The organism is Nonomuraea sp. B1E8, from assembly GCF_039871515.1.
GTDB lineage: Bacteria > Actinomycetota > Actinomycetes > Streptosporangiales > Streptosporangiaceae > Nonomuraea.
In genome coordinates this window covers 103,260-125,828 of sequence record NZ_JBDPLS010000011.1, presented here as the reverse complement: position 1 = coordinate 125,828, position 22,569 = coordinate 103,260, and the positions used below count along the sequence as shown (strand labels likewise).

The 22,569-nt window shown below is 72.1% G+C and carries 21 protein-coding genes; 10 read left to right on the top strand and 11 right to left on the bottom strand.

Annotated features, from left to right (window positions below):
* Positions 1 to 37 precede the first annotated feature (37 nt).
* Positions 38 to 2,773 carry a DEAD/DEAH box helicase gene (locus tag ABGA98_RS31855; RefSeq protein ID WP_347622106.1) on the top strand — a complete coding sequence of 912 codons (2,736 nt, stop codon included), beginning with the start codon at positions 38 to 40 and terminating at the stop codon, positions 2,771 to 2,773.
* A 104-nt stretch (positions 2,774 to 2,877) separates the two neighbouring features.
* Here the strand turns inward: ABGA98_RS31855 and ABGA98_RS31850 are convergent, their stop codons facing one another.
* The gene (locus ABGA98_RS31850; protein WP_347622105.1) at positions 2,878 to 3,063 is read right to left on the bottom strand and encodes a hypothetical protein; all 186 of its coding nucleotides are present in this window, start codon (positions 3,061 to 3,063) and stop codon (positions 2,878 to 2,880) included.
* Positions 3,064 to 3,577: 514 nt separating this feature from the next.
* Here ABGA98_RS31850 and ABGA98_RS31845 point away from each other — a divergent pair.
* Together ABGA98_RS31845 and ABGA98_RS31840 are read left to right on the top strand one after the other, a co-directional pair.
* The gene (locus ABGA98_RS31845) at positions 3,578 to 5,245 is read left to right on the top strand and encodes an ABC transporter ATP-binding protein (RefSeq protein WP_347622104.1); all 1,668 of its coding nucleotides are present in this window, start codon (positions 3,578 to 3,580) and stop codon (positions 5,243 to 5,245) included.
* Between the two features lie 329 nt (positions 5,246 to 5,574).
* Entirely contained in the window at positions 5,575 to 6,153 is a 579-nt protein-coding gene (locus tag ABGA98_RS31840) for a TetR/AcrR family transcriptional regulator (protein WP_347622103.1), read from the top strand.
* 19 nt (positions 6,154 to 6,172) lie between these two features.
* Here the strand turns inward: ABGA98_RS31840 and ABGA98_RS31835 are convergent, their stop codons facing one another.
* A complete protein-coding gene (locus ABGA98_RS31835) occupies positions 6,173 to 6,502 on the bottom strand; it encodes an STAS domain-containing protein (RefSeq protein ID WP_347622102.1) in 330 nt (109 codons plus the stop codon).
* 587 nt (positions 6,503 to 7,089) lie between these two features.
* Between ABGA98_RS31835 and ABGA98_RS31830 the strand changes: the two genes are divergently transcribed.
* The gene (locus ABGA98_RS31830) at positions 7,090 to 8,028 is read left to right on the top strand and encodes a hypothetical protein (protein ID WP_347622101.1); all 939 of its coding nucleotides are present in this window, start codon (positions 7,090 to 7,092) and stop codon (positions 8,026 to 8,028) included.
* Positions 8,029 to 8,187: 159 nt separating this feature from the next.
* Here ABGA98_RS31830 and ABGA98_RS31825 read toward each other — a convergent pair whose 3' ends face one another.
* Positions 8,188 to 9,078: a siderophore-interacting protein gene (locus ABGA98_RS31825; RefSeq protein WP_347622100.1), complete on the bottom strand. Its 891-nt coding sequence runs from the start codon at positions 9,076 to 9,078 to the stop codon at positions 8,188 to 8,190.
* 238 nt (positions 9,079 to 9,316) lie between these two features.
* Here ABGA98_RS31825 and ABGA98_RS31820 point away from each other — a divergent pair, with 238 nt between their 5' ends.
* Entirely contained in the window at positions 9,317 to 11,389 is a 2,073-nt protein-coding gene (locus ABGA98_RS31820) for an alpha-galactosidase (protein WP_347622099.1), read from the top strand.
* 129 nt (positions 11,390 to 11,518) lie between these two features.
* On the opposite strand, the gene ABGA98_RS31815 is transcribed toward ABGA98_RS31820, so the two are convergent.
* From ABGA98_RS31815 to ABGA98_RS31795, 5 genes are all read right to left on the bottom strand, one after another.
* Entirely contained in the window at positions 11,519 to 12,880 is a 1,362-nt protein-coding gene (locus ABGA98_RS31815) for a DUF2254 domain-containing protein (RefSeq protein WP_347622098.1), read from the bottom strand.
* A 265-nt stretch (positions 12,881 to 13,145) separates the two neighbouring features.
* Positions 13,146 to 14,036, bottom strand: coding sequence for a dihydrodipicolinate synthase family protein (locus tag ABGA98_RS31810; protein WP_347622097.1), 891 nt, complete (start codon positions 14,034 to 14,036; stop codon positions 13,146 to 13,148).
* Positions 14,033 to 14,317, bottom strand: coding sequence for a M24 family metallopeptidase (locus ABGA98_RS31805; protein WP_347622314.1), 285 nt, complete (start codon positions 14,315 to 14,317; stop codon positions 14,033 to 14,035). The genes ABGA98_RS31810 and ABGA98_RS31805 overlap by 4 nt, the downstream gene beginning before the upstream one ends.
* Positions 14,318 to 14,706: 389 nt before the next feature.
* Positions 14,707 to 14,994, bottom strand: coding sequence for a hypothetical protein (locus ABGA98_RS31800; RefSeq protein WP_347622096.1), 288 nt, complete (start codon positions 14,992 to 14,994; stop codon positions 14,707 to 14,709).
* A gap of 147 nt (positions 14,995 to 15,141) precedes the next feature.
* The gene (locus ABGA98_RS31795) at positions 15,142 to 15,882 is read right to left on the bottom strand and encodes a GntR family transcriptional regulator (RefSeq protein WP_347622095.1); all 741 of its coding nucleotides are present in this window, start codon (positions 15,880 to 15,882) and stop codon (positions 15,142 to 15,144) included.
* Between the two features lie 122 nt (positions 15,883 to 16,004).
* On the opposite strand from ABGA98_RS31795, the gene ABGA98_RS31790 reads away from it, so the two are divergent.
* Complete coding sequence (locus tag ABGA98_RS31790; RefSeq protein WP_347622094.1) at positions 16,005 to 16,796, top strand: inositol monophosphatase family protein; 792 nt, start codon at positions 16,005 to 16,007, stop codon at positions 16,794 to 16,796.
* Here ABGA98_RS31790 and ABGA98_RS31785 read toward each other — a convergent pair.
* Together ABGA98_RS31785 and ABGA98_RS31780 are read right to left on the bottom strand one after the other, a co-directional pair.
* Positions 16,740 to 17,453 carry an HAD family hydrolase gene (locus ABGA98_RS31785; protein ID WP_347622093.1) on the bottom strand — a complete coding sequence of 238 codons (714 nt, stop codon included), beginning with the start codon at positions 17,451 to 17,453 and terminating at the stop codon, positions 16,740 to 16,742. The genes ABGA98_RS31790 and ABGA98_RS31785 overlap by 57 nt on opposite strands.
* Positions 17,450 to 18,124 carry a GntR family transcriptional regulator gene (locus ABGA98_RS31780; protein WP_347622092.1) on the bottom strand — a complete coding sequence of 225 codons (675 nt, stop codon included), beginning with the start codon at positions 18,122 to 18,124 and terminating at the stop codon, positions 17,450 to 17,452. The genes ABGA98_RS31785 and ABGA98_RS31780 overlap by 4 nt, the downstream gene beginning before the upstream one ends.
* A 75-nt stretch (positions 18,125 to 18,199) precedes the next feature.
* Between ABGA98_RS31780 and ABGA98_RS31775 the strand changes: the two genes are divergently transcribed.
* The 4 genes from ABGA98_RS31775 (at position 18,200) to ABGA98_RS31760 (ending at position 21,891) form a co-directional block, all read left to right on the top strand.
* On the top strand, positions 18,200 to 19,387 hold the full coding sequence (locus ABGA98_RS31775; RefSeq protein ID WP_347622091.1) for a CoA transferase: 1,188 nt from the start codon (positions 18,200 to 18,202) through the stop codon (positions 19,385 to 19,387).
* On the top strand, positions 19,384 to 20,223 hold the full coding sequence (locus ABGA98_RS31770) for a CoA ester lyase (protein WP_347622090.1): 840 nt from the start codon (positions 19,384 to 19,386) through the stop codon (positions 20,221 to 20,223). Before ABGA98_RS31775 ends, ABGA98_RS31770 begins: the two co-directional genes overlap by 4 nt.
* Positions 20,224 to 20,302: 79 nt before the next feature.
* Entirely contained in the window at positions 20,303 to 21,640 is a 1,338-nt protein-coding gene (locus ABGA98_RS31765; protein ID WP_347622089.1) for a TRAP transporter large permease subunit, read from the top strand.
* A 14-nt stretch (positions 21,641 to 21,654) separates the two neighbouring features.
* Complete coding sequence (locus tag ABGA98_RS31760) at positions 21,655 to 21,891, top strand: hypothetical protein (protein WP_347622088.1); 237 nt, start codon at positions 21,655 to 21,657, stop codon at positions 21,889 to 21,891.
* Here ABGA98_RS31760 and ABGA98_RS31755 read toward each other — a convergent pair.
* Complete coding sequence (locus ABGA98_RS31755) at positions 21,888 to 22,526, bottom strand: TetR/AcrR family transcriptional regulator (protein WP_347622087.1); 639 nt, start codon at positions 22,524 to 22,526, stop codon at positions 21,888 to 21,890. The two genes, ABGA98_RS31760 and ABGA98_RS31755, sit on opposite strands and share 4 nt — an antisense overlap.
* Positions 22,527 to 22,569 lie beyond the last annotated feature (43 nt).

The following is a 22,569-nucleotide window of genomic DNA, read 5'->3' as shown; positions in this document are numbered from 1 at the left end:
GACGGACCGGAATGGCGATTTCGGTAGGCTGGCCGGTATGACAACGCCAGCGGAACGCTATGCGGCCTTCCGTCAGAAGCACGGAGACGACGGGGCCGCTCTCAGATCGTTCCGAGGCCTCTACGACTTCGCGCTGGACGACTTCCAACTGGACGCCTGCCGGGCCCTGGAGGCCGGTGACGGCGTCCTGGTGGCGGCCCCGACGGGGTCGGGCAAGACGGTCGTCGGCGAGTTCGCCGTCCATCTGGCGCTGGAGCAGGGCCTCAAGTGCTTCTACACCACCCCCATCAAGGCGCTGTCCAACCAGAAGTACAACGACCTGGTCAAGCGCTACGGCACCGCCAAGGTGGGGCTGCTGACCGGCGACAACAGCGTCAACGGCGAGGCCCCCATCGTGGTCATGACCACCGAGGTGCTGCGCAACATGCTCTACGCCGGCTCGGCGACGCTGGCCGGGCTCGGGTTCGCCGTGATGGACGAGGTCCACTACCTCGCCGACCGCTTCCGCGGCGCGGTGTGGGAAGAAGTCATCATCCACCTGCCCGAGTCGGTCCGGCTGGTGGCGCTGTCGGCGACCGTCAGCAACGCCGAGGAGTTCGGCGAGTGGCTGGGCGAAGTGCGCGGAGACACCACGGTGATCGTCGACGAGCACCGCCCGGTGCCGCTGTGGCAGCACATGATGGTCGGCAACCGCGTCTACGACATGTTCGTCAGCGACGACCTTACGCCGCGCATCAACCCCACGCTGATGCGGGTGACGCGCGACGCCGAGCGGCTGACCGCGGGCCGGGGCAGGCGCGGCTACGGCAGGCCGCAGCGCTCCCGCCCGCCCGACCGGGTGCAGGTGATCGAGAAGCTCGACGCCGAGGGGCTGCTGCCGGCCATCACGTTCATCTTCTCCCGCGCCGGCTGCGACGCGGCCGTGCAGCAGTGCCTGTACGCCGGCATCCGGCTCACCACCGAGCGCGAGCGGCACGAGATCAGGCAGCTCGTCGACGAGCGCACCGCCCACCTGCCCGACGAGGATCTCGCGGTGCTCGGCTACCTCGAGTGGCGCGACTGCCTGGAGCGGGGCCTGGCCGCGCACCACGCGGGCATGCTGCCGGCCTTCAAGGAGGTCGTGGAGGAGCTGTTCACGCGCGGGCTGGTAAAGGCCGTGTTCGCCACCGAGACGCTGGCCCTGGGCATCAACATGCCGGCCCGCAGCGTGGTGATCGAAAAGCTCGACAAGTGGAACGGCGAGACCCACGCCGACCTCACCCCCGGCGAATACACCCAGCTCACCGGGCGGGCCGGGCGGCGCGGCATCGACGTCGAGGGCCACGCCGTGGTGTTGTGGCAGCCCGGCATGGACCCGCTGTCGGTGGCGGGCCTGGCCGGCACCCGCACCTACCCCCTGCGCTCCAGCTTCCAGCCCTCCTACAACATGGCGGTCAACCTCGTCGGCCAGTTCGGCAGAGAGCGTGCCCGCACGCTGCTGGAGGAGTCGTTCGCGCAGTTCCAGGCCGACCGGGCGGTCGTGGGGCTGGCCAAGCAGCTGCGCAAGCACGAGGAGGCGCTGGAGGGCTACCAGGAGGCCATGACGTGCCACCTGGGCGACTTCCCCGAATACGCCGCGCTGCGCCGCCGCCTGTCCGACCGCGAGGCCGAGCTGTCCCGGCAGCGCGGCGCCGCCCGCCGCGCCGCCGCCGTGCGGTCGCTGGAGGCGCTGCAGCCCGGCGACGTGATCCGGGTGCCCGGCGGGCGCAGGGCGGGCCTGGCGATCGTGCTCGACCCCGGCCGCAACCCGCGCGGCCGCGCCGCCGGCGCCGGGCCCAGCCCACTGGTGCTGACGATCGGCAAGCAGGTCAAGAAGCTCGACCCGGCCGACTTCCCCGTGCCGGTCGAGCCGCTGGAGAAGCTGCGCATCCCGAAGAACTTCAACGGGCGCTCACCCAAGGAGCGCGCCAACCTGGTCTCCACGCTGCTGGCCAAGATCGGCGACCGCGACCTGGGCAAGCCGCCCAGGGTCCGCGACCACGCGGTGGAGGACGACGAGGTCAACGAGCTGCGCCGGCGCATCCGGCAACACCCCTGCCACGGCTGCGACGAGCGCGAAGACCACGCGCGCTGGGCCGAGCGCTACCACAAGCTGCTGCGCGAGACCGAAGGGTTGCGCCGCCGGGTCGAAGGCCGCTCCCACGTCATCTCCCGCACGTTCGACCGCATCTGCACGGTGCTGGAGCAGCTGGGCTATCTCGACGGCGAGGCCGTCACCGACGAGGGCCGCCGGCTGGGCCGCATCTACACCGAGCTCGACCTGCTCACCGCCGAGTGCCTGCGGATGGGGCTGTGGGAGGAGCTCGACCCGAGCGAACTGGCCGCGTGCGTGTCGGCCCTCGTGTTCGAGTCGCGGGCGGCCGACGACGCCCGCAGGCCCAAGATCCCGGCAGGACGGGCCCAGGACGCCCTGACCTCGATGACGCGGCTGTGGGGCGAGCTGGAGGCCATCGAGTCCGACCACGGGCTGTCCACGATCAGGGAACCCGACATGGGCTTCGCCTGGGCGGCGTTCCGCTGGGCCAAGGGGCACAGCCTCGACGCGGTGCTCCTGGACGGCGTCAACGGCAACGAACTGGCGGCCGGCGACTTCGTACGGTGGGTCAAGCAGCTGATGGACCTGCTCGGCCAGCTGGGGAGCGCGGCGCCGCAGGGCAGCAAGATCAAGCAGACGTCGGTCAAGGCCATGGACGCCATGCGGCGCGGCGTGGTGGCCTACTCCTCGCTCACCTGAGCACCCGCCCGCGCGCGAGCCCCGTACGGGCCGGCGCGCGGGCGTTCCGGGGATGCTTCGCAGCGCTGCTTCCTTGGGCTGCTTCTTCGGGCTGTTTGTTCGGGCTACTTCCCGGCGCGGCCGCCGAACACGGTCAGTGCCAGGCCGAGCAGTCCGGCGACGACGCTGGCGGCCGTCAGCGCGGAGCCGTCGAGCACCAGGTGCAGCAGGCCGAAGTGACGGTCGAAGACGAAGTCGGCGATGAGGCCGCCGAAGCCCTGGATCATGAGGAGCACACCGAGGATTGCCATGCCTCGACGATCGCAGGCCGAGGCGGCCGGATCATCGAACCAAAGTATCGGCACCCCTGTTCCTTGGAACCAGTTCTCAGAAGCATCTTTGACGTTCGGCTGACTCCTACTAGGAAATTATCCCGTTTACACGAGATTTAACGGCGATGCGAAGTGCCGTTCTCGCCGGGATTCTCCGGTCAAGTCTCTTTTAAATGGCGAATATGCCGTGCTATATCGCAATTAGGGTGCTAGTGTCCGTTTTGTGCAAGTTAGCCAACGGGGGAGGAATCATGGCTAGCACGCAGTTCACACAGGTCGGCCACCAGCTCGGATGGGGATGCCGTAGGCGTCGTCGTCGCCGCTGGTGCGGCGGATGCCGTCGTCGCCGCTGGTGGGGCTGGGGGTGGTAAACCGCCCCGCTGAGAGCCGGCGGCACAGCCGCCGGCTCTCATTCTCTGTCTCCGGCCGAGAGCTCGCTCCGGCGATTTCCATTCGCCGCACATTCCGCGAGTTCTGGCCGGACACTCGCGGATTGCGCCGCCTATTCGCGGCCGGTGTCGTCCTCGCCATCGTCGCCGCGCTCTGCGAGGTCGCCGCGATCCGCCTGTTCGGTCACATCACCGATGAAGTGCTCACCACCAAGGAACTCGGGGCGTTCTGGACTCCGGCGTTCATCTGGCTCGGCCTCGCCGCGATCGCGGGGGCGGCGTCCTTCGGCGGGACGTACATCACCGCGCTCGGCGCCGAACGGTTCCTGCTGATGTTGCGCGACCGGGTCTACGCCCACCTGCAGACGCTCGCGCCGGAGTTCTCGGAGAAGCGGCGGCTGGGCGACCTGATGGCGCGCCTGACCGACGACGTCGAGGCCATCGAGGAGCTCGTCGGATCCGGTGTGGTCAAAGCCATCACCACGGTCGCCAGTGTGATCTTCTTCGCGGGAGCCGCCTTCTTCATCCGGTGGGACCTCGCGCTGATCACGATGGCCCTGATCCCGGCGTTCCTGGTGGTCTCCAAGGTGTTCGCCGCCAAGTTCAGGATCGCCGCGGCGCGCGAGCGCCAGAGCAACGGCGTCATGAACAGCGTCCTGGAGGAAGGGCTGGCCAACCAGCCGCTCGTGCAGGCGTACAACCGGCAGGGCGCCGAGTCGCGGCGCCTGCACGGGGAGGGCCGCAACTGGCTGCGCGCCAACATGACGCAGGCCTGGCTGTCCGGCCTGTACGGCCCCGCCGTGCAGGTCATCGAGACCGTCTGCCTGATCGTCATCCTCGGGTTCGGCGCGTGGGAGATCGCCGCCGGCCGGCTGACCATCGGCGGCCTGCTCGCCTTCGCCGCCTACCTGGCCATGTTGTACCCGGCCGTGCAGGGGCTGGGAGAGCTGGCCCTGACGGTGTCGGAGGCGGCGGCCGGGTCCGACCGGGTCATCGAGATCCTGCGGACCGGGGCCACCGTCACCGACGCTCCCGACGCCGTGCCCGCGGGCAGGAGCAGCGGGCGGATCGCGTTCGAGCGGGTGGGCTTCGCCTATCCGGGACGAGGGCGGCCGGTCCTGCGGGACGTGTCGTTCACCGCCGAGCCGGGCGACGTCGTCGTCATCGCCGGACCCAGCGGGTCGGGCAAGTCCACGCTGGCCAAGCTGCTGCTGCGCTTCTACGACCCGGACGCCGGACGCATCCTGCTGGACGGCGCCGACATCCGGGGCCTGACGCGCCGGTCGCTGCGCGAGAACGTCACGATCCTGCACCAGGAGACGCTGATGTTCTCGGGGTCGGTCCGCGACAACATCGCCTACGGGCGGCCCGGCGCCTCGCTCGACGAGGTCATCAGGGCCGCCGAGGCGGCGGGCGTGCACGACTTCGTCAAGGTGCTGCCCCAGGGCTACGACACGCCGGTGGGGCAGCGGGGACGGCTCCTGTCCGGCGGGCAGCGGCAGCGGATCGCGATCGCCAGGGCCATCCTGCGCGACGCGCCCGTGCTGGTGCTCGACGAGCCCATGACCGCACTGGACGCCGCCACGGCCGCGCAGATCATGCAGCCGCTGCGGCGGCTCATGGCAGGTCGTACGACGCTGATGATCACGCATGACCCGCGGCACGTGCCGGAAGGCGCGCGCAGGGTGGAACTGGAGCCGGTACGAGTGCCGGAGCGCATCCGGCTCAAGCGCGTCGGCGTCCGCGGCACCCGCTCCCCGGTGCGCTGCTGACCCCCTCCCTGACCCGCCGGATGGTTGCCCCGGCCCGCGACACCCGCCCTACGGGGCGGGTGTCGTGGTTCCGGGCCCGGCTCGCCGCCGGAGCGGCCGCCCGCTAGAATCGCGAGGTTCTCTCCGCTTGCGCCCGACCGCGTGGAGAGACTCTCCCCGTGTTGAAGGCAGGTTCCCCTCGTGACTCCTCCAGTGCCTGGTGGGAGCGGTTTCTCGCGTCCCCAAGCCGAGGCCGGCGACACCCGAGCCCTGCCCGCCGCGTGCACAGGAGCTCTGCCAGGGAGACGGCGTCCCCGCCGGGTCGCGCGGCAGTCCTCACGCCGGGTCTGATGGGCGACGACCACAGCTCGGTCCGGCCGCTGCGCGCCGACGCCCGGCGCAACCGGGAGCGGGTGCTGCAGATCGCGCAGGAGGCCCTGGCCGGCGACGGGCTGACGATCTCCTTCGACGAGATCGCCCGGCGGGCCGGGTTCGGGGTCGGCACCGTCTACCGGCACTTCCCCACCGAGGAGGCGCTGTTCGAGGCGGTGCTGCTGGGGCGGATCGAGAGGTTCCTGGCCGACGCCCGCGGGCTGGCCACCGCCGAAGACCCGGGCAAGGCGTTCTTCGGCTGGTTCGCGAAGGTCGTCGATGAGGCCGCGGCCAACCAGGCGCTCTGCGACCTGCTGGAGAGCGGCTCGCGGACGGCCTTACGGCCGGGCTCCACGCCGGAGGACGACGTCGCCGCGGCGATCGACCGGCTGCTGGTCAGGGCCCAGCGGGCCGGCGCGGTACGCCCGGGCCTGACCGGCCAGGACGTGGCCGACCTGCTGAGAGGCTGCCTGGTCGCCGAGCGGAGGGCGCGGTCCAGGCGCGGCAGGGTGCGGATGGCGGACGTGGTCTGCGACGGCATGCGGCCCTCCGGCTGACCTGCCGGCCAGGGGCGCATCAAGGTGACGTGAGGTGCGTGTCCAGGCCGGTGATGCGCAGGAGCCGTCTCATGGAGGGCGGCGCGCCCGTGACGCGCAGCGGGGTGTCCTGGCTCATGGCCTGATTCTGGGCGGAGACGAGGGCGCCGAGCCCGGCGGCGTCGATGAAGGACAGGCCGCTCACCTCGACGACCAGGCTGAACGTGCCGTTGCGGACACGATCGGCCTCCCGCAGCAGCCGGGTCAGCCGCCCGCGGAGCACCTCGGCGGTGGCGATGTCGAGCTCGCCGGAGACGCTGACGGTCACCGTGCCGTCGTGGCGGCTGGTGGTCAGGTGCAGTGGGTCCATCCGCGTTCTTTCCAGGGCTGGAATCGTCCCGTAGGTGGCGCGAACCCCGCCCTTGCCGTACACGCCGGATGCTGTATTCGTGTTACACATAGTTTCGCGCGCGTTTCTGGTGGAGTGTACAGGTTCAGCGCCGCATGTTCAGGCGACTTGCGGGGTTTCGAGGGAAAAGAGAAATCCCGAGGAAAACAATTCCGGTTACCAGATGCAGGGTTCCCTGCCCTTCAGCGTCGTTCGGCCCGGAGAAGGAGGACCGGCGAAGTCTCGCGGGTCGCCGGGCAGCTCAGGGCGCCGGGATGGTGGCGGGCGGCCATCGCGCCGGCGTCCGTGCGGGCCGCGCGCGGGCGAGCTCGCCGGAGGCGGCAGACCGCGGGCGGGCGTGTGGCGAACGGTGTCGCGCGGGGGCCTGTCGCCGTGGAACGGCGCCACCACCCGGTGCTGTTCTCGTGCCGGAGACGACCAGCCGAATTTTAGGGAAATTGTATGATTTGACAGGCATGATCACACTACGCTGCTACTCGGTAAGGTACGAGGGAAAGTACAGAACAGTGTGGATCGCAATCGCAGTGCCGGCCGCCATCGTCGTGGGCATGGTGATCTGGTGGCTCCGCAGGGACGCGGTCGGTGGCGATGCCGCCGGTCAGTTCGAGGTGGAGCGAAAGTGGGGCTGGGAGCTCCGGCTCACGCCGGAGGCCCAGGCGGCGTTCATGGAAGGCCTGCGGGCCTACAACGACGCGGGCAACCGCCTGGCCGTCGCCGGCGAGCAGGGAGTGCTCACGACGTACGACCCGCCGCGGCTCATCTCGCTGCACCTCGTCGCCGACGTGTTCGCGGCCCGGGGGGACGCCGCGCTGCACGACCCGCAGGAGACGGTGGCGGCGCTGATGGACCGGCTGGCGGGGGCCGAGCGGCCGGGAGTGCTGCACCTGCGTCCCGGCTGGCTGAGCGGTGAGGTCGACGGCATGGACCCGGCGCGCTTCACCGAGGCGGTGCGTGACATCGTGTGCGGCGCGCGGGCCGAGGGCGTCGTGAGCCGGTCGGCCGACGAGACGATGGGAGCGCTCCAGGTGGCCGTGCTCGGCAAGCCGTCCGCCGCGCAGGCCGGGGAACCGGCGCACGTCAACGGCAGGCCGCTGCCCGCGGCGGCCGGGCCCGCCACGACGGCGGTCAAGGACCGCGCAGACGAAGCCCCCGTCTCGGACGCTCCGCCCGTGTCAGACCCTCCGCTCGGGCAGCACGCTTCGTCCGTGCCGGACACTCCGTCCGTGCTCGACGCTCTGCCCGTGCTGGACGCTTCACCCGTGCCGGGCGGGCGCGTCAACACGATGATGCTGGATCTGGCCCGGGTGCTCGACCGCTACCGGGAGGCTCGCGGCAAGCAGCCGGACGCCACCCCCGAGGCGCTGCTGCGCGGGGTCCTGCCGCGCCTGATCGCCTCCGGCGGGCCCGGGGTGACCTGGACCCGGCCGCCCTCACAGGACGACCTGCGCATCGTGCTCGCCGGTACGGGCTCGCCCGGGCTGGCCTGATCCGGCCGTACGGGGTTCGCGCGGGTCCCACTGATCTCGCCCGTGCGGGCTCGTCCGGGCGTCGCCGGCACCGGTGGCCCCATCGTGCGAGCCTGCGGCAGAGGGCTCGGGCATGAGCCCGGCCATGCGGCGCGTCGCACGAGGCGGGACGGTGTGCCGTCAGTTCTCGGCGCGGCCCTGGCGCCAGTAGCCCATGAAGGCCACCGCGCGGCGGTCCATGCCGCGTTCGGCGACCAGGTGCCGCCGCAGGGTCCTGATGACGGACGCCTCGCCGGCCAGCCACGCGTACAGCGGCCCGTACGGCGGCGGCTCCTCCTGCGGCACCCCCCACAGCTCCTCGGCGTCCACGTCGACGTCGTCGAAGGTGTCGGGCACGGGCAGCGGGGGCAGCAGCCGCCCGGCGGCGGCCCGTAGGGCGGGGACGAGGTCCGCGCCGCGCTCGCCTCCGTTCCTGGCCAGCCAGGTCACCTTGACGGAGGCGGCCGTCTCGACCGGGAGGACGTCGTCCTCGCCCGGCACCTCCATCAGCACCTCGCCCGCCAGCTCGGCGGGCAGCCGCTCCAGCACGCCGCAGATCGCCGGCACCGCGGTCTCGTCCCCGGCCAGCAGCACGCAGCCGGTGCCGGGCGGCGGGCGGAACTCCAGGCCTCCGTGCGTGCCCTCGTAGCGCGCGTCGGGGCCGAAGAGCGCCGCGATGTCGCCGGGGCGCGCCTTCTCCGCCCACCGCGCGGCCGGGCCGCCGTCGGGGTGCATGACCACGTCCACGTCGACCTCGCCGGCCTCGGGGCGCACCAGCCTGGCGGTGTACGTGCGCATTGGGTTGCGCTTGTCGTCGTCGAGTTCCCGCCAGCGCATGTACCAGTCGGGGCCGGTCGGCAGGTACGCCAATCCGTGCTCCGGCACCGGCAGGATCAGCTTGAGCCGCTGGTCGTAGCCGTTGTCGGCGAACACGCGCAGATCGTCGCCCTGGAAGGTGACCCGCAGGAACGACGGGCTCAACCGCTCGAGCCGGTCCACCCGTACGTCGAACATGCGATACGGCTCGGTCATCCCCGTGCACTCTCCGATCTTAATTAGGTGAGGCTAACCTAATCGATCGGAAGCGGTATGGCCAGCCGGGGGAGGTGGGCGCAAGGCTGCCGGATATTTCCGCATATTTCGACAGACGTGCAACCCCCGCGCCAGGCCCCTCGGTCCCGGTGCGGCAAAAGGCGGTCCGGTAGCGTCGTACCGCTGAACCCCCCCAGGCGCCGGCCCGCGCCTGCCCCCCCGAGCCGAGGAGGCCGACGTGTCCCCCCACATCCTTTCCGCCGCGGGCGCCGCCCTGGTGCTCGACGGCTCCGGTCCAGGTCTGCCGCGCGTGCTCCACTTCGGCGCCGGCCTGGGGCCGGTCGCCGGATCCGCGCTGGAGCCGGTGCTGGCGTCCCTGACTCCCGCGCCGACGCTGCTGCCCGCCCAGGGAGACGGCTGGTACGGCAGGCCGGGCCTGTCGGGCGGCCGGGCCGGCGAGCACTGGCCGGTCCGCTGGAGCCTCGACCGGCTCGACGTGACGGCCACCCCCGGAGCGGGCGGCACGGTGACCGTCGCGGCCTCCGACGCCAGGGCCGGGCTCGCGCTGGAGAGCGAGCTGGCCATGGACGCCCGCGGCCTGGTGACGATGCGGCACACGGTGACCAACACCGCCGCCTCCCCCTACCGGCTGGAGGGGCTGACCTGCTCGCTGCCGGTGCCGCCGCGGGCGGGGGAACTGCTCGACTTCACCGGCCGGTGGGCGATGGAGAAGGCGCCGCAGCGCCGGGCGTTCGGGTTCGGCGTGTGGTCGAGGGAGAGCCGGCGGGGCCGCACCGGGCACGACGGCACCGGGCTGCTGGTGGCCGGGACCGAAGGGTTCGGCTTCCGTTCCGGCGAGGTGTGGGGGGTGCACGCGGGCTGGAGCGGCAACCACCTGCACCACGCCGAGCGCCTGCCCGAGGGTCCGGCGCTGCTGGCCGCGGGCGAACTGCTCGAGCCCGGCGAGGTCGTGCTGGCGCAGGGAGAGAGCTACCGCACGCCGCGGGTGTTCTTCACCTGGTCGGCCGGCGGGCTCGACGAGGCGAGCGGACGGCTGCACGACCACCTGCGCGCGCGGGGCCCGCTGCAGGTGCGGCCCGTCACCCTCAACAACTGGGAGGCCACCTACTTCGACCACGGCCTCGACCGGCTGCTCGAACTGGCCGAGCGGGCCGCGGCGGCCGGGATCGAGCGGTTCGTGCTCGACGACGGCTGGTTCCGCCACCGCCGCGACGACCGGGCCGGGCTCGGCGACTGGTACGTCGACGAGGGCGTGTGGCCGGACGGCCTGCACCCGCTGGCCGACCGGGTGCGCAAACTCGGCATGCAGTTCGGGCTCTGGTTCGAGCCCGAGATGGTCAACCCCGACTCCGACCTGGCCCGCGAGCATCCCGACTGGATCCTCGGCCACGCCGAACGCCTGCCGCCGCCGCAGCGTAACCAGCAGGTCCTCGACGTGGCCAGGCCGCAGGCGTACGCGTACCTGCTGGAGCGGCTGGACACCCTGGTCGGCGAGTACGCGCTCGACTACATCAAGTGGGACCACAACCGCGACATCGCCGAGCCGGTGCACGACGGGGCGCCGGGTGTGCACGCGCAGACCGAGGCCGCCTACCGGCTGATCGACGAGCTGCGCCGCCGCCACCCGGGGCTGGAGATCGAGTCGTGCTCGTCCGGCGGCGCGCGCGTCGACTACGGCATCCTGGCCCGCACCGACCGGGTGTGGACCTCCGACAGCAACGACGCGCTCGACCGGCAGGCCATCCAGCGCTGGACCGGGCTGCTGGTGCCGCCGGAGCGGCTGGGCTGCCACGTCGGCGCGCCGAAGGACCACGGCTCCGGCCGGCGGCTGCCGCTGGCCTTCCGGGCCGCCACCGCGCTGTTCGGGCACATGGGCGTCGAGTGGGACCTGACCTCGGCGAGCGAGGCCGAACTCCAGGAGCTGGCCACGTGGATCGCCCTGCACAAGCGGCTGCGCCCGGTGCTGCACGCGGGCCGGGTGGTGCGGGCCGACCACCCCGACCCGTCGGCGCTGCTGCACGGCGTGGTGACGCCCGAGCGCGGCGTGTTCGCGTTCGTGCAGCTCACCACCCGGCTCACCATCGGGCCCGGCCCGCTGCGGCTGCCCGGCCTCGACCCCGCGGCCGCCTACGACGTGCGGGTGGCCGGGCCGCTCCCCGAGGGGGCCGGGCTGCCTGGATGGACCGCCGCCCCGGTGCGGCTGCCGGGCTCGGTGCTCGGCGAGCTCGGGCTGCCGGCGCCGACGCTGCGGCCGGCGTCGGCGCTGCTCTTCGAGGTGGAGCGGGTCTGAGCCGAGGTCCAGCCCGAATCCGCCGAACCTGTTACGCAGGAGCCGAGCCCGGCCTCGCCCGTACGCCGGCGGGTGCGGGACCGGTGCCGGTGTGTCGGCCCACGGGTACGAGAACCCGTCTTTGTCAGGTCAATGAGGGCCGCTCTCCCACTGGCCCTCCATCGCCTTCCACACCGATCTGGCCAGGATGTCGGCCCGCGCCCGCTCGGCGGGGCTCACCACGGCTCCCAACCGTACGAGCTGCTCAGCCACGGCGGCACGCTGTTCGGGCTCCCGCGCCGACCAGGCCACCTCGCGCAGCACCATGAACAACCGGGTCAGCACGTCGGGATCGCCGGCGGCGTAGTGGCGGGGCTGGGCCATCACCAGTTCCAGCAGCATGGGGAAGTCCGGGCCCCGGAGCACGACGCGCACCTGGCCGGAGCCGTCCCGCAGCAGGCGAGGACCCAGGGCGCGGCCGGCGAGCTCGCACAGCAACGCGGAGGCGTGGCTGAGGGCGTGCACGGCGGTGGTCGGGTCGTTGATGCCCGGCGACAGCGCCCTGAGCGCGATGTCGACGATCTGACGCAGGCCGAACGCGACGTCCTGCGTCGCGGTGCGCTCGTACCCGGTCCTCACGGCGGCGGCGAGCCGTTCCTCCAGGACGCTGACGGTGTCCGGGGCGAGCCGCCGCTCACCGTCGAGGGCCCAGGCGGCCGCGACCGGGATGCCGGCGATCAGGGAGTCGCCGGGAAGACGATGGACGAACACCACGGCGCCGGCGTCGACGGCGGCGGCCATCAGGCCCTTGTCGTCCAGCGCGGTGAGAAAGCCCGACGAGCGGGCACACAGGGGCACCACCCCGTCCGCTGGGAGCGACGGGATCTGCGCGGAGTCGACAGGCCCGCCGACTTCGGTGTTCTCCCGAATCGTCACCCGGGTCTCCGAGTGCACCGTGCGCAGCAGCGACTCCACCCTGATCTGCCTGGCCAGGTGCGCGAGGAAGACCACGAGCGTGATCACGCTGACCACCACGAGCGCGTACGCGACGGTCACCGACAGGTGGGGGACGAAGGCGGACTGCTCTTCGAGCGAGGCGCGGACCGTACGCAGTACGGTCACGGAGTAGACGAACGTCGAAAGCAGTATCGTGAGCGCGATGTGAACGACCCGGTCGCTCGTGAAGGTCCGCAGCAGCCGCGGGGAGTACTGGCTGCTGGCGAGCTGTAGCGTCACCACGGTCAGCGAGAAGGTCAACGACGTGACAGTGATCAGCGAACTCGCGATGGCCGACAGCACTGCACGGGCGGCCTCCGGCCCGCCGCCGAACAGGTAGGCGGTCAGGTCAACGGGAAGCTCGTCCGCCACGTCGGCGTCGAAACGGGGCAGTACTGTCCCGAGGCCGATCGCCGCGAGCACGCCCGCCGCGGGAAGCGGCCACAGCTCGGCGCTCCAGACGTCACCGAAAACGCTCCGGAGCTGCCAGAGCCGGCGTTTTCCGCCCGCGTTCACCGGAATCTTCTCACCGCGTTCACCGGGAGCCTCCGATCGCATGGGACACGCGACCGAGAAACCACCCCACGGAGGCCGCGTGCCCGATGGCCGGCGCCGGCTTCCCCGGCGCCGTCCCGTCGATTCCAGCATCGCAGAAGCCGGCGAACGCCTGAACAGCGCGGTACGCGCGGCAGTCCCCGGGCCCCTCGGCCCGGGGAACACGTCAGAGCGCTACCGGCATCGTCGGCAGTGCTCCGGCCTTCGGTTCACGCCGGGGAGCGCGTCAACGGTAACCCTTCGCCAGCACCTCCCGCGTGTCATGGGTGATCCGGGCCGCCAGCTCGGAGGGGAGCGCGGTGCGCGGCGGGCGGCAGACGCCGCCCTTGCGCCCCGCCAGGTCCATCGACAGCTTGATGGACTGCACGAACTCCGTCTTGGAGTCCCAGCGCAGCAGCGGGTGCAGGTCGCGGTAGACGGGCAGCGCCTTGTCCAGGTCGCCGGCGGTGGCCAGGCGATAGAGCTCGACCGTGGAGCGCGGGATCATGTTGGGGTAGCCGGCGATCCAGCCGACCGCCCCGGCGATGCCCAGCTCCAGCAGCACGTCGTCCGACCCGATGAGCAGGTCGAGCCCGGGCGCCAGCTCGGCCAGCTCGTACGCCCTGCGCACGTCGCCGGTGAACTCCTTGACGGCGACGATCAGCCCTTCCTGGTGCAGCTCGGCCAGCAGGTCGGGGGTGAGGTCGACCTTCGTGTCCAGCGGGTTGTTGTAGGCCACGACCGGCAGCCCTGCCTTGGCGACCTCCCGGTAGTGGCCGACCACGGCCCGCCGGTCGGCGCGGTAGGCGTTCGGCGGCAGCAGCAGCACGGACGCGGCGCCCGCCTCGGCCGCCTGCTCGGCCCAGCGCCGCGCCTCGGCCGCGCCGTAGGCGGCCACGCCGGGCATGACGTGGAAGCCGCCGGGGGCGGCCTCGATGGCGGTGCGCACCACGCGGGCACGCTCCTCGGACGTGAGCGTCTGGTACTCGCCGAGCGAGCCGTTGGGGCAGACGCCGTCGCAGCCGTTCTCGGCCAGGAACCGCACGTGCTCGGCGTAACCGTCGTAGTCGACGGACAGGTCGTCGTTGAAGGGCAGCGCGGTCGCGACGTGCACGCCGTGCCAGACGGGGGCGTTCATGATCTCTCCTTGCTCCGGTTCTCCAGCCCGCTCGCGTCGATGGGCAGGGCGGCGGAGAGGTTCTCCGCGCCGCCCGCCGTGACCAGCAGGTCGTCCTCGATCCGCACGCCGATCCCGCGCAGCTCCGGGGGGAGCGTGCGGTCGTGGGCGTGGAAGTACAGTCCGGGCTCGACGGTGGACACCATCCCCGGCGCCATCTCCGCCCCGTGGTACGCCTCGGGGCGGGATCGTGCGCAGTCGCGCACGTCGAGGCCCAGGTGGTGGCCGATGCCGCAGACCAGGTAGCGGCGGTGTCGTTGCTGCGCACCGGCGCCCGGCCGACCGCCACGACGGCGGTCGTGCCGGGCAGCGCGGCGGCGTGTGCGGGATCGTGGCCGTGCTGTTCCGGCGCCGCCAGTCGTGGAGCAGGCCGCCGGTCACGCGCACCCCGGAGACGGGCCGCACCGCTCCGGCGGCCGTAACGCACGGCGCCCGCCGGGGGCTTGACCTGCTTAGACGTCATGAGCCATCCCAGTAATGTGTGGCATTGTACTGCACCATAAATGTCGGGAAGGTCTGTTGCCAAGGGCTGGGAGAGCACTGGTGACAAGAAGATGACCCGTCCGGAAATTTCCGGACGGGTCGGGATTCATGGCGTCAGGCCGGCACCGGGGTACGCGGCCAGCGGGTCTCAGCAGCTCACGAGCCCGTCGAAGCGGCGCGGCCAGTTCCACCACCACTTGTCGTAGCCGCTGCCGGGCTTCTTGTACTTACAGGGCATGTCCTGGCCGTTGGCGAGCCTGACCTTGTAGCTCTGCGCCCCCTTGCAGGTGTTCCAGACCCACAGTTCGTCCTTGCCGCCGTCGTCGTCGAGCTTGTACGTGAGGCAGGACGGCGCCGCCGCCTGCGCGGGGAGGGGGGAGACGGCTATGGCGGCGGCCGCGAAGGCGCCCGCGGCGATGATCGTTCTGATGCGCATCTTTCCTCTTCCGTCGGTGTCAGTCCCCATGGCCGGGCCGATGACAGGACGGTAGGCGGCGCCGTGTTGAGAACCTGTTGAGTCTCCGTCAACCCGAGCGGTGCCGCGCTCGCTCGCGGAGTGCCGCTGACGGGAGCCCGTCGGCCCTCAGCGCTCGATGAGGGTGACCTCCAGGGAGTAGTGCGAGGCCCGGTAGACGTGCGAGCCGTGCTCGACGGCCCGGCCCTGGTCGTCGTACGTCGTGCGGATCATGGTGAGCAGGGGGGCGCCGCGGCGCTCGTCCAGCAGCTTCGCCTCGGACTGGCTGGCGGCGCGCGCGCCGATGCGCTGGTTGGCCACCCGCATCCGCACGCCCGCGCCGCGCAGCAACTCGTACAGGCCGCGGCCCTCGAGGTCGGCGGCGGTGAGCGGGGCCAGCCCGAGCGGCAGCCAGTTGTGCAGCACGGCCAGCGGCTCGCCGGCCGCGAAGCGCAGGCGTTCGAGATAGAGGATCTCCGTGCCGGCCTCCACGCCCAGGATGGCGGCGATGTCCTCGTCGACCGGGCGCGGCTCCAGGGCCAGCACCTGCGTGGCCGGCTCCTGGCCGGCCCGGCGCAGGTCGTCGTAGAGGCTCGTCAGCTCCACCGAGCGTTTGACCTGCCCGTGCACCACCTGCGTGCCGACGCCGCGCTTGCGCACGAGCAGGCCCTTGTCCACGAGATACTGGATCGCCTGGCGGATCGTGGGCCGCGACAGACCCAGCTTGTCGGCCAGCAGGATCTCGTTGTCCAGCCGCGAGCCCGGCGCCAGGTCACCCCGCCGGATCGCCTCGGCGATCTGCTCGGCCACCTGGAAATAGAGCGGCACGGGGCTGGATCGATCCAGGTCGATGGCGAGATCGCGGCTCATGCTGATCAGCTTAACCGAGGTCATAATGTCCTGACAAACAGGTCATGAAAGGGCGTGCGTGCCGCTCGGGATTGGGCATGACGGTTGGCGATGACCTCGATCGACTGACGTTGGAGCACCGGATGGACGTGACCCCTCTGCTGGACACCGCCACCGAGGCGGCCAGGGCCGTCGGCCCCAGGCTGCGCAAGGCCTTCAGGTCCCGGCCCGCCGTGACCACGAAACGCGACTTCCACGATCCCGTGACCGAGCATGACCGGGCGGCCGAGGAGACCATCCGCGCGGTCATCGGCGCCCGTTTCCCCGGCGGCGTGATCGTGGGGGAGGAGGGCGGCACGACCGGTTCCGGCGACCTCGTCTGGTACGTCGACCCCATCGACGGCACCGCCAACTTCGCCGCCGGGCTGCCGTTCTTCTGCGTGTCCATCGCCGCCGCCGTCGAAGGAGAGCTGGTGGCGGGGGTGGTGTACGACCCGGTGCGCGAGGACGAGTTCACCGCCTCCGCCGACGGCGCCTGGTGTAACGGCACCCTCCTGCGCAGCGCAGGCGCCGCCACCGACCGCGAGGCGATGGTGCTGACGAGCTACCCCTCACCTCACGACCTGGACGCGGAGGGCGACGAGGCGCTGCGGCGCTACCGGCGTTTCCTCGAGTCCTTCGCCGCCGTGCGCAGGCCGGGCAGCGCCGCGCTGAACCTGGCCCACGTGGCCGCCGGATGGTCCGACGCCGCGTACGGCACCCGGTCCAACCCGTGGGACGTGGCGGCGGGAGCGCTGCTCGTGCGCCGGGCCGGCGGCGTCTACCTGGGAGATCCCCTGGCCCCCGGCGACTACCTGGCGCACGTGGGCGGCTTCGCCTTAGAGGACTCCGTGCTGGCCGAGGTCGCCGAGGAACCGCGCCAGGCCGGCCAGTGAGGTGATGCGGGGGAACCCGGCGGGCGGCCGCTCCACGCCGAGCCGGTCGAGCCAGACCGAGCGCATCCCGGCCGCCGCCGGCCCCGTCACGTCGTTCACCACGTCGTCGCCCACCAGCACGACCTCCTCCGGCGCCAGGCCGAGCGCCGCGGCGGCCCCCGTGTACGACGCGGACGACGGTTTGAAGTGCCCTCCCAGCACCTCGCCCGTCAGCACCGGGCCGACCAGCCCGCCGAGGCCGATCACCCGGACCTTCTCCTCCTGCACCGGTTGCGCGCCGTTCGTCAGCACGCCGAGCGCGAACCCGCCCAGCTCCTTCACCGCCTCCGCCGCGTCGGGGAAGGCCGCCCAGCCGCGCCGGTAGCGGCCGGTGAAGTCGGCGTAGGCCGCGTCGAGGTCGCCGGGCTCGGGCACGGCCAGTTCCGCGCAGAGCGCGCGCAGCCGCAGCCGCCGCTGCTCCTGCACCGAGCATTCGCCGCGCTGCCACATCGCGAGGTAAGGGCCCTCCAGCTCGGCCCAGAGCGCGGCCGCCTCGCCCAGCCGGGGATGGCCGGGCGCCCGGGCGGACACCCAGGAGACGATGGCGCCGTCGGCGGCGCCCCGGTGGTCGAGCAGCGTGCCGTCCAGGTCGAACAGGACGCCCCTGACGCCGGTCATGCCAGGCCGCCCGTCAGCGGGCCCGGGGTTTCCTGGCGGAACTCGCCGGCGCGGTTGACGTGGTCGACCATGATGCGTTCCGCGGCCGCCCCGTCGCCGGCCGCGAGCGCCGCGAGGATGCCCTCGTGTGCCTCCATCTGGGCCTTGACCTGGGCCTCGTCCAGCCAGAGCGACGCCTCGGCGGGCACGGGAAAGCTGTTGCGCACCGATCGGGCGTGCGCGCCCAGGAAGGCGGGGCCGCCGATGTCGACGATGCCCAGGTGGAAGCGCCTGCTCTGCTCGCCGAGCAGGTCGTACCGGCCGTGTTCGGCGTCCTCGGCCATCGCGGCGTGCAGCTCGCGCAGCGAGGCCAGCTGCTCCGGAGTGATCCTGGCCGCCGCCAGTCGCGCCCCCAGGCCCTCGACGACCGCGCGCAGGCCGTAGTATTCCGCGAGCGCCTCGTCGCCCAGGTCGACCACGGTCGCGCCGTGGTGCGCCTCATAGCTGATCAGCCGGTCCTTCTCCAGCCTGCGCAGGGCCTCGCGTACGGGCGTGACCGACACCCCGAGCCGCTTGGCCACCTCTCCGGCCCGCAACGCCGTGCCGCCGGGGATCCGCGCGCTGCGGATCTCGTCGAGGAGCACGCTGTAGACGTACTCGGCCTTGCTCATGGGAGGTCGTGGGGTCGGCATGCGTCAAGTGTCTCCCAGATTCACGATCAGGCGAACGTCTTGACCTATGACATATTTCTTATAAGTTACATTCCCATGACGAGCCTCGCTGACCTGCGGGTCATCGACGCGGCGACGCTGTTCGCCGGTCCCTCCGCCGCGATGATGCTGGGCGACTTCGGCGCCGATGTGATCAAGATCGAGCATCCCCGCCGCGGCGACCCCTCACGCGGGCACGGTGCCTCCGTGGACGGTGTGGGGCTGTGGTGGAAGACGTTGTCGCGCAACAAGCGCAACGCGGCCGTCGACCTGTCGCGGGCCGAGGGGCAGGAGATCCTGCGCCGCCTGGCCGAGCGGTCCGACGTGCTGATCGAGAACTTCCGACCCGGCACCCTGGAGCGCTGGAACCTGGCCCCCGAGGACCTCCTGCGGCTCAACCCGCGGCTGATCGTCGCACGGATGACCGGCTTCGGGCAGTTCGGGCCGATGTCCGCGCGGCCGGGGTTCGGGACGCTGGCCGAGGCCATGAGCGGGTTCGCGGCCATGACCGGCCAGCCCGACGGCCCGCCGACGCTGCCGCCGCTGGCCCTCGCCGACGGCATCGCCGGCCTGGCCATGTCGTACGCGATCATGGTGGCGCTGCGCGCCCGCGAGAGCACCGGGCGCGGGCAGGTCATCGACCTGGCCATCATCGAGCCCATTCTCGGACTGCTGGGGCCGCAGGTGAGCGCGTACAAGGCGCTCGGGATCGTGCCCGAGCGCACCGGCAACCGCTCCGCCAGCAACGCCCCCCGCAACACCTACCGCACCCGCGACGGCCGCTGGCTGGCCATCTCCACCAGCGCGCAGCCGATCGCCGAGCGGGTGGTGACCCTCGTGGGGCGGCCCGACCTCGTCGAGCAGCCGTGGTTCGCCAGCGGGCACGGGCGGGTCCAGCACGTCGACGAGCTGGACGAGGCGGTCGCCTCGTGGATCGCCGAGCGGGACGCCGACGAGGTCATCGCCCGCTTCGAGGAGGTGCAGGCCGCGGTCGCGCCCATCTACGACGTCTCCGACGTCGCGAGCGACCCGCAGTACGCGGCGCTGAACACGTTCGTGGACGTGCCCGACGAGGAGCTCGGCTCGGTCACCATGCAGAACGTGCTGTTCCGCATGTCGGACACGCCCGGCGAGATCCGCTGGCCGGGCCGGCCCCTGGGCAGGGACACCGACGAGGTGCTCGCCGGACTGGACTACCCGGACGAGCGGATCGCGGCGCTGCGCGAAGCCGGAGTGATCGCGTGAACCCGCCCGTGACCTGGCTGTACGTGCCCGGCGACCGGCCCGAGCGGTTCGGCAAGGCGATCGCGTCCGGAGCCGACGTGGTGATCCTCGACCTCGAGGACGCGGTCGCCCCCGCCCGCAAGGACGAGGCCCGCGCCAACGCCGTCGCCTACCTGCGCTCCCGCGCGGACGAGCCGTCCGGCACACAGGTGCACGTCCGGGTCAACGACCTGGCGACCGGGCGCGGCCGGGCCGATCTGGAGGCGGTCGCCGGCCTCGCCGACGGTGTGCGGCTGCCCAAGGTCGAATCGCCCGTCTCGCTGGACACGATCGCCGGGGCGCCCGCGTACGCGCTGCTGGAGTCGGCGGCGGGGATCGTCGCCGCCCGCGAGATCGCCGCCCACCCGGGCGTCGCCGGGGTCGCGCTCGGCGAGCAGGACCTGGCCGCCGAGCTGGCCATCACCGACGAGCACGCCATGAACCACCTCAGGCTCCAGGTCGTGCTGGCCGCCGCCGCGGCGGGCCTGCCGCCGGTGCCCATGTCCGTCTACCCGGACGTCAAGGACGAGGCCGGCCTGCTGGCCTCGTGCCGGGCCGGCCGCGCCCTCGGCCTGTTCGGCAGAACCGCGATCCACCCCCGGCAGATCCCCGTGATCCGGCGGGCCTTCCGCCCGGACGACGAGGAGGTGGCCAGAGCCGCCGAGATCGTCGAGGCCGCCGAACGGGCCGAGCGGACCGACACGGGCGCGCTCGCGCTGCCCGACGGCCGTTTCGTGGACGCCCCCATCGTCGCCAGGGCCCGCCGCACCGTGGAGCTGGCCCGCAGGCTCGCCGACCCGCCGTCCTCGGACGGCTGACCCCGGCCCCCCCGGCCCCCCGTCCGCCGCCCGCCGTCCGGAGCGCGTGGAACCGTCCCCCACTGGAGGAATTCTCGCCATGGGAATCGCCGTATGGGCGCTCGTCGCCTACATCGCCATCATCGTCGTCTGGAACGGTGTGCTGAAACGCGGCATCGGTGAGGCGATGCTCCTCGGGTTCGTCGCCATCTGCCTGTTCGGCGGCACCGAGTTCTTCGGCCTGGCCTGGGCGGGCATCACCGAGGCGCTGGCCGAGGAGGTCGTCTTCGCCGCGCTGGCGTTCGTGTTCATGGGGTACCTGCTCACCAAACTGGGGCTCATCCAGGAGCAGGTCACCGTGCTGAACTCCGTCTTCGGCCGGTTGCGCGGCGGCGCGGGATACGTCTCCACCTCGGCGGCCGCCCTGCTCGGCGGGCCGTCGGGCTCGGGGTCCGGCATCGCCGCGTCCGTGGGGTCGGTGACCATCCCGTGGATGACCAGGTCGGGCTGGCGGCCCGACCTGGCCGCCTCGCTGGTGGCGGGCAACGCCGGGCTCGGCATCTCGATCCCGCCGAGCTCGTCGATCTTCCTGCTGCTCGGCTCCGCCGCCGTGGCGCCCGTGCTGACCGCCGACCAGCTGTTCGTTCCCGCGCTGGTGGGCGGGTTGTGGACGGTGGCGTACCGGTTCGTCCTGGTGTTTCTCTGGGTGCGGCGGCACAAGATCGCCGCCACCGACGCGGCCGACATCGTTCCCCTGCGGGCCGCGCTGCGGGCCGGGTGGACGTCGTTGCTGGTGTACGCCGGCATCGTCGTCCCGGTGCTGATGACCCTGGACTTCGGCGTCAAGCTCATGGAGTCGCGGGTGGGGGAGGCAGCCGACGACGTCAGCATCGTCGTGTGGATCCCGGTGCTGACCGTGCTGGTCACCCTCGCGGTGGCGTGGAGGCGTCTGCCGCGCACCGGCCGCGCCTGGAGCGAGCTGCTCGCCGACATGGGCCCCAGGTACGCGGTCATCGGCGCGACGTTGTTCTTCGCCTTCGCGGCCGCCGCCACCCTCGGCGAGCTGGGCCTGGTCGAGCAGCTGACCGCGATCATGCAGGCGCTCGACGCCCCCGCCGTGGTCATCGCCACCCTGGTCGGCCTGCTGATCGTGGTCGTCGCCGCGCCGCTGACCTCCACCGCGACGATCGCCGCGGTCGGCGGGGTGGCCTTCAGCGCGCTGACCGCGGCCGGGATGGACCCCGCGGCCGCGGCCACCGCCGTCATGATCTTCGCCTCGACGGAGGGGGCGTCCCCGCCGGGCGCGGCCCCCATCTACATCGCCTGCGGCATCGCCCAGGTGGACCCGGCCAGGACGTTCGTCCGGCTGATCGTCTGGTTCGTCATCCCGACCCTGGTCATCGGCGTGCTGGTGGCGACCGGCGCGCTGCCGATCTGAGAGGAAGTCACATCGTGAACGCCGTCAAGACCGTGACCATGGTCCTGTTCAAGATCGGCCTGGTGCTGTTCCTCGCCCTCGGGGTCGTCGTCGTGCTCACCCAGGCGGCCGGCCTCGTCGCCGGAAGCCCGGGCCTGGTCTCCGGCGTGGTGTCCGCGCTGGGCCTGGCGATGACCGTGGCGGCGGGCGCGACCGGCCTGCTCGCCTTCGTGATGGCCTACATGTTCGGCTGGAAGCCCGGCGAGGACTAGCCGGCCGGGCTCCAGCGGGCCTTGAGCTCGTCGTCCTCAGGTGGCGGGCCGGGCAGCTCGCGGTGGCCGGGCGGCACCCTCAGCGCGTCCGTCGCCAGCGCCAGGAAGCGGTGGCGCAGCTGCGCGGTGCGCTTCTCGTCGCCCAGCTTGATCGAGGCGATCTGCTCCAGCAGCAGCGCGATGTCGGCGACCGTCACGTCGGGCCGCAGCGCGCCCGCCTCGACCGTGCGGCGATGGATCTCCGTGGCCAGGCCGTCGGCCCTGACGGCGTCGCGATAGAGCTCCTCCGTCGGGCGGAAGGTGCCCGCCAGCCTGATCGTCAGCGAGTTGGTGTCGGCGTCGACGATGCCGCGCAGGTAGCCGGCGAACGCCTCCCACGCGTCGCCCTCCTCGGCCAGCGCCCGCTCGGTCACCTCGATGTAGAGCTTCAGCCCGTCGCCGCAGAGCTTCTGCAGCAGGGCCTCCTTGCTGGGATAACGGCGGTAGAGTGCGCTGATCCCGACCCCCGCCTTCTCGGCCACGGCCGCTATGGGGGCGCCGGGGTCGGCGGTGAACACCGCCCTGGCAGCCTGGAGGATCAGCTCGTCGTTGCGTGCGGCCTGGGCTTTGCGGCCGCTCATGGGTGCGCTGGTCATATCGCCATCATATGGGAACGTACGGTTCCGTTCTATTCATTCC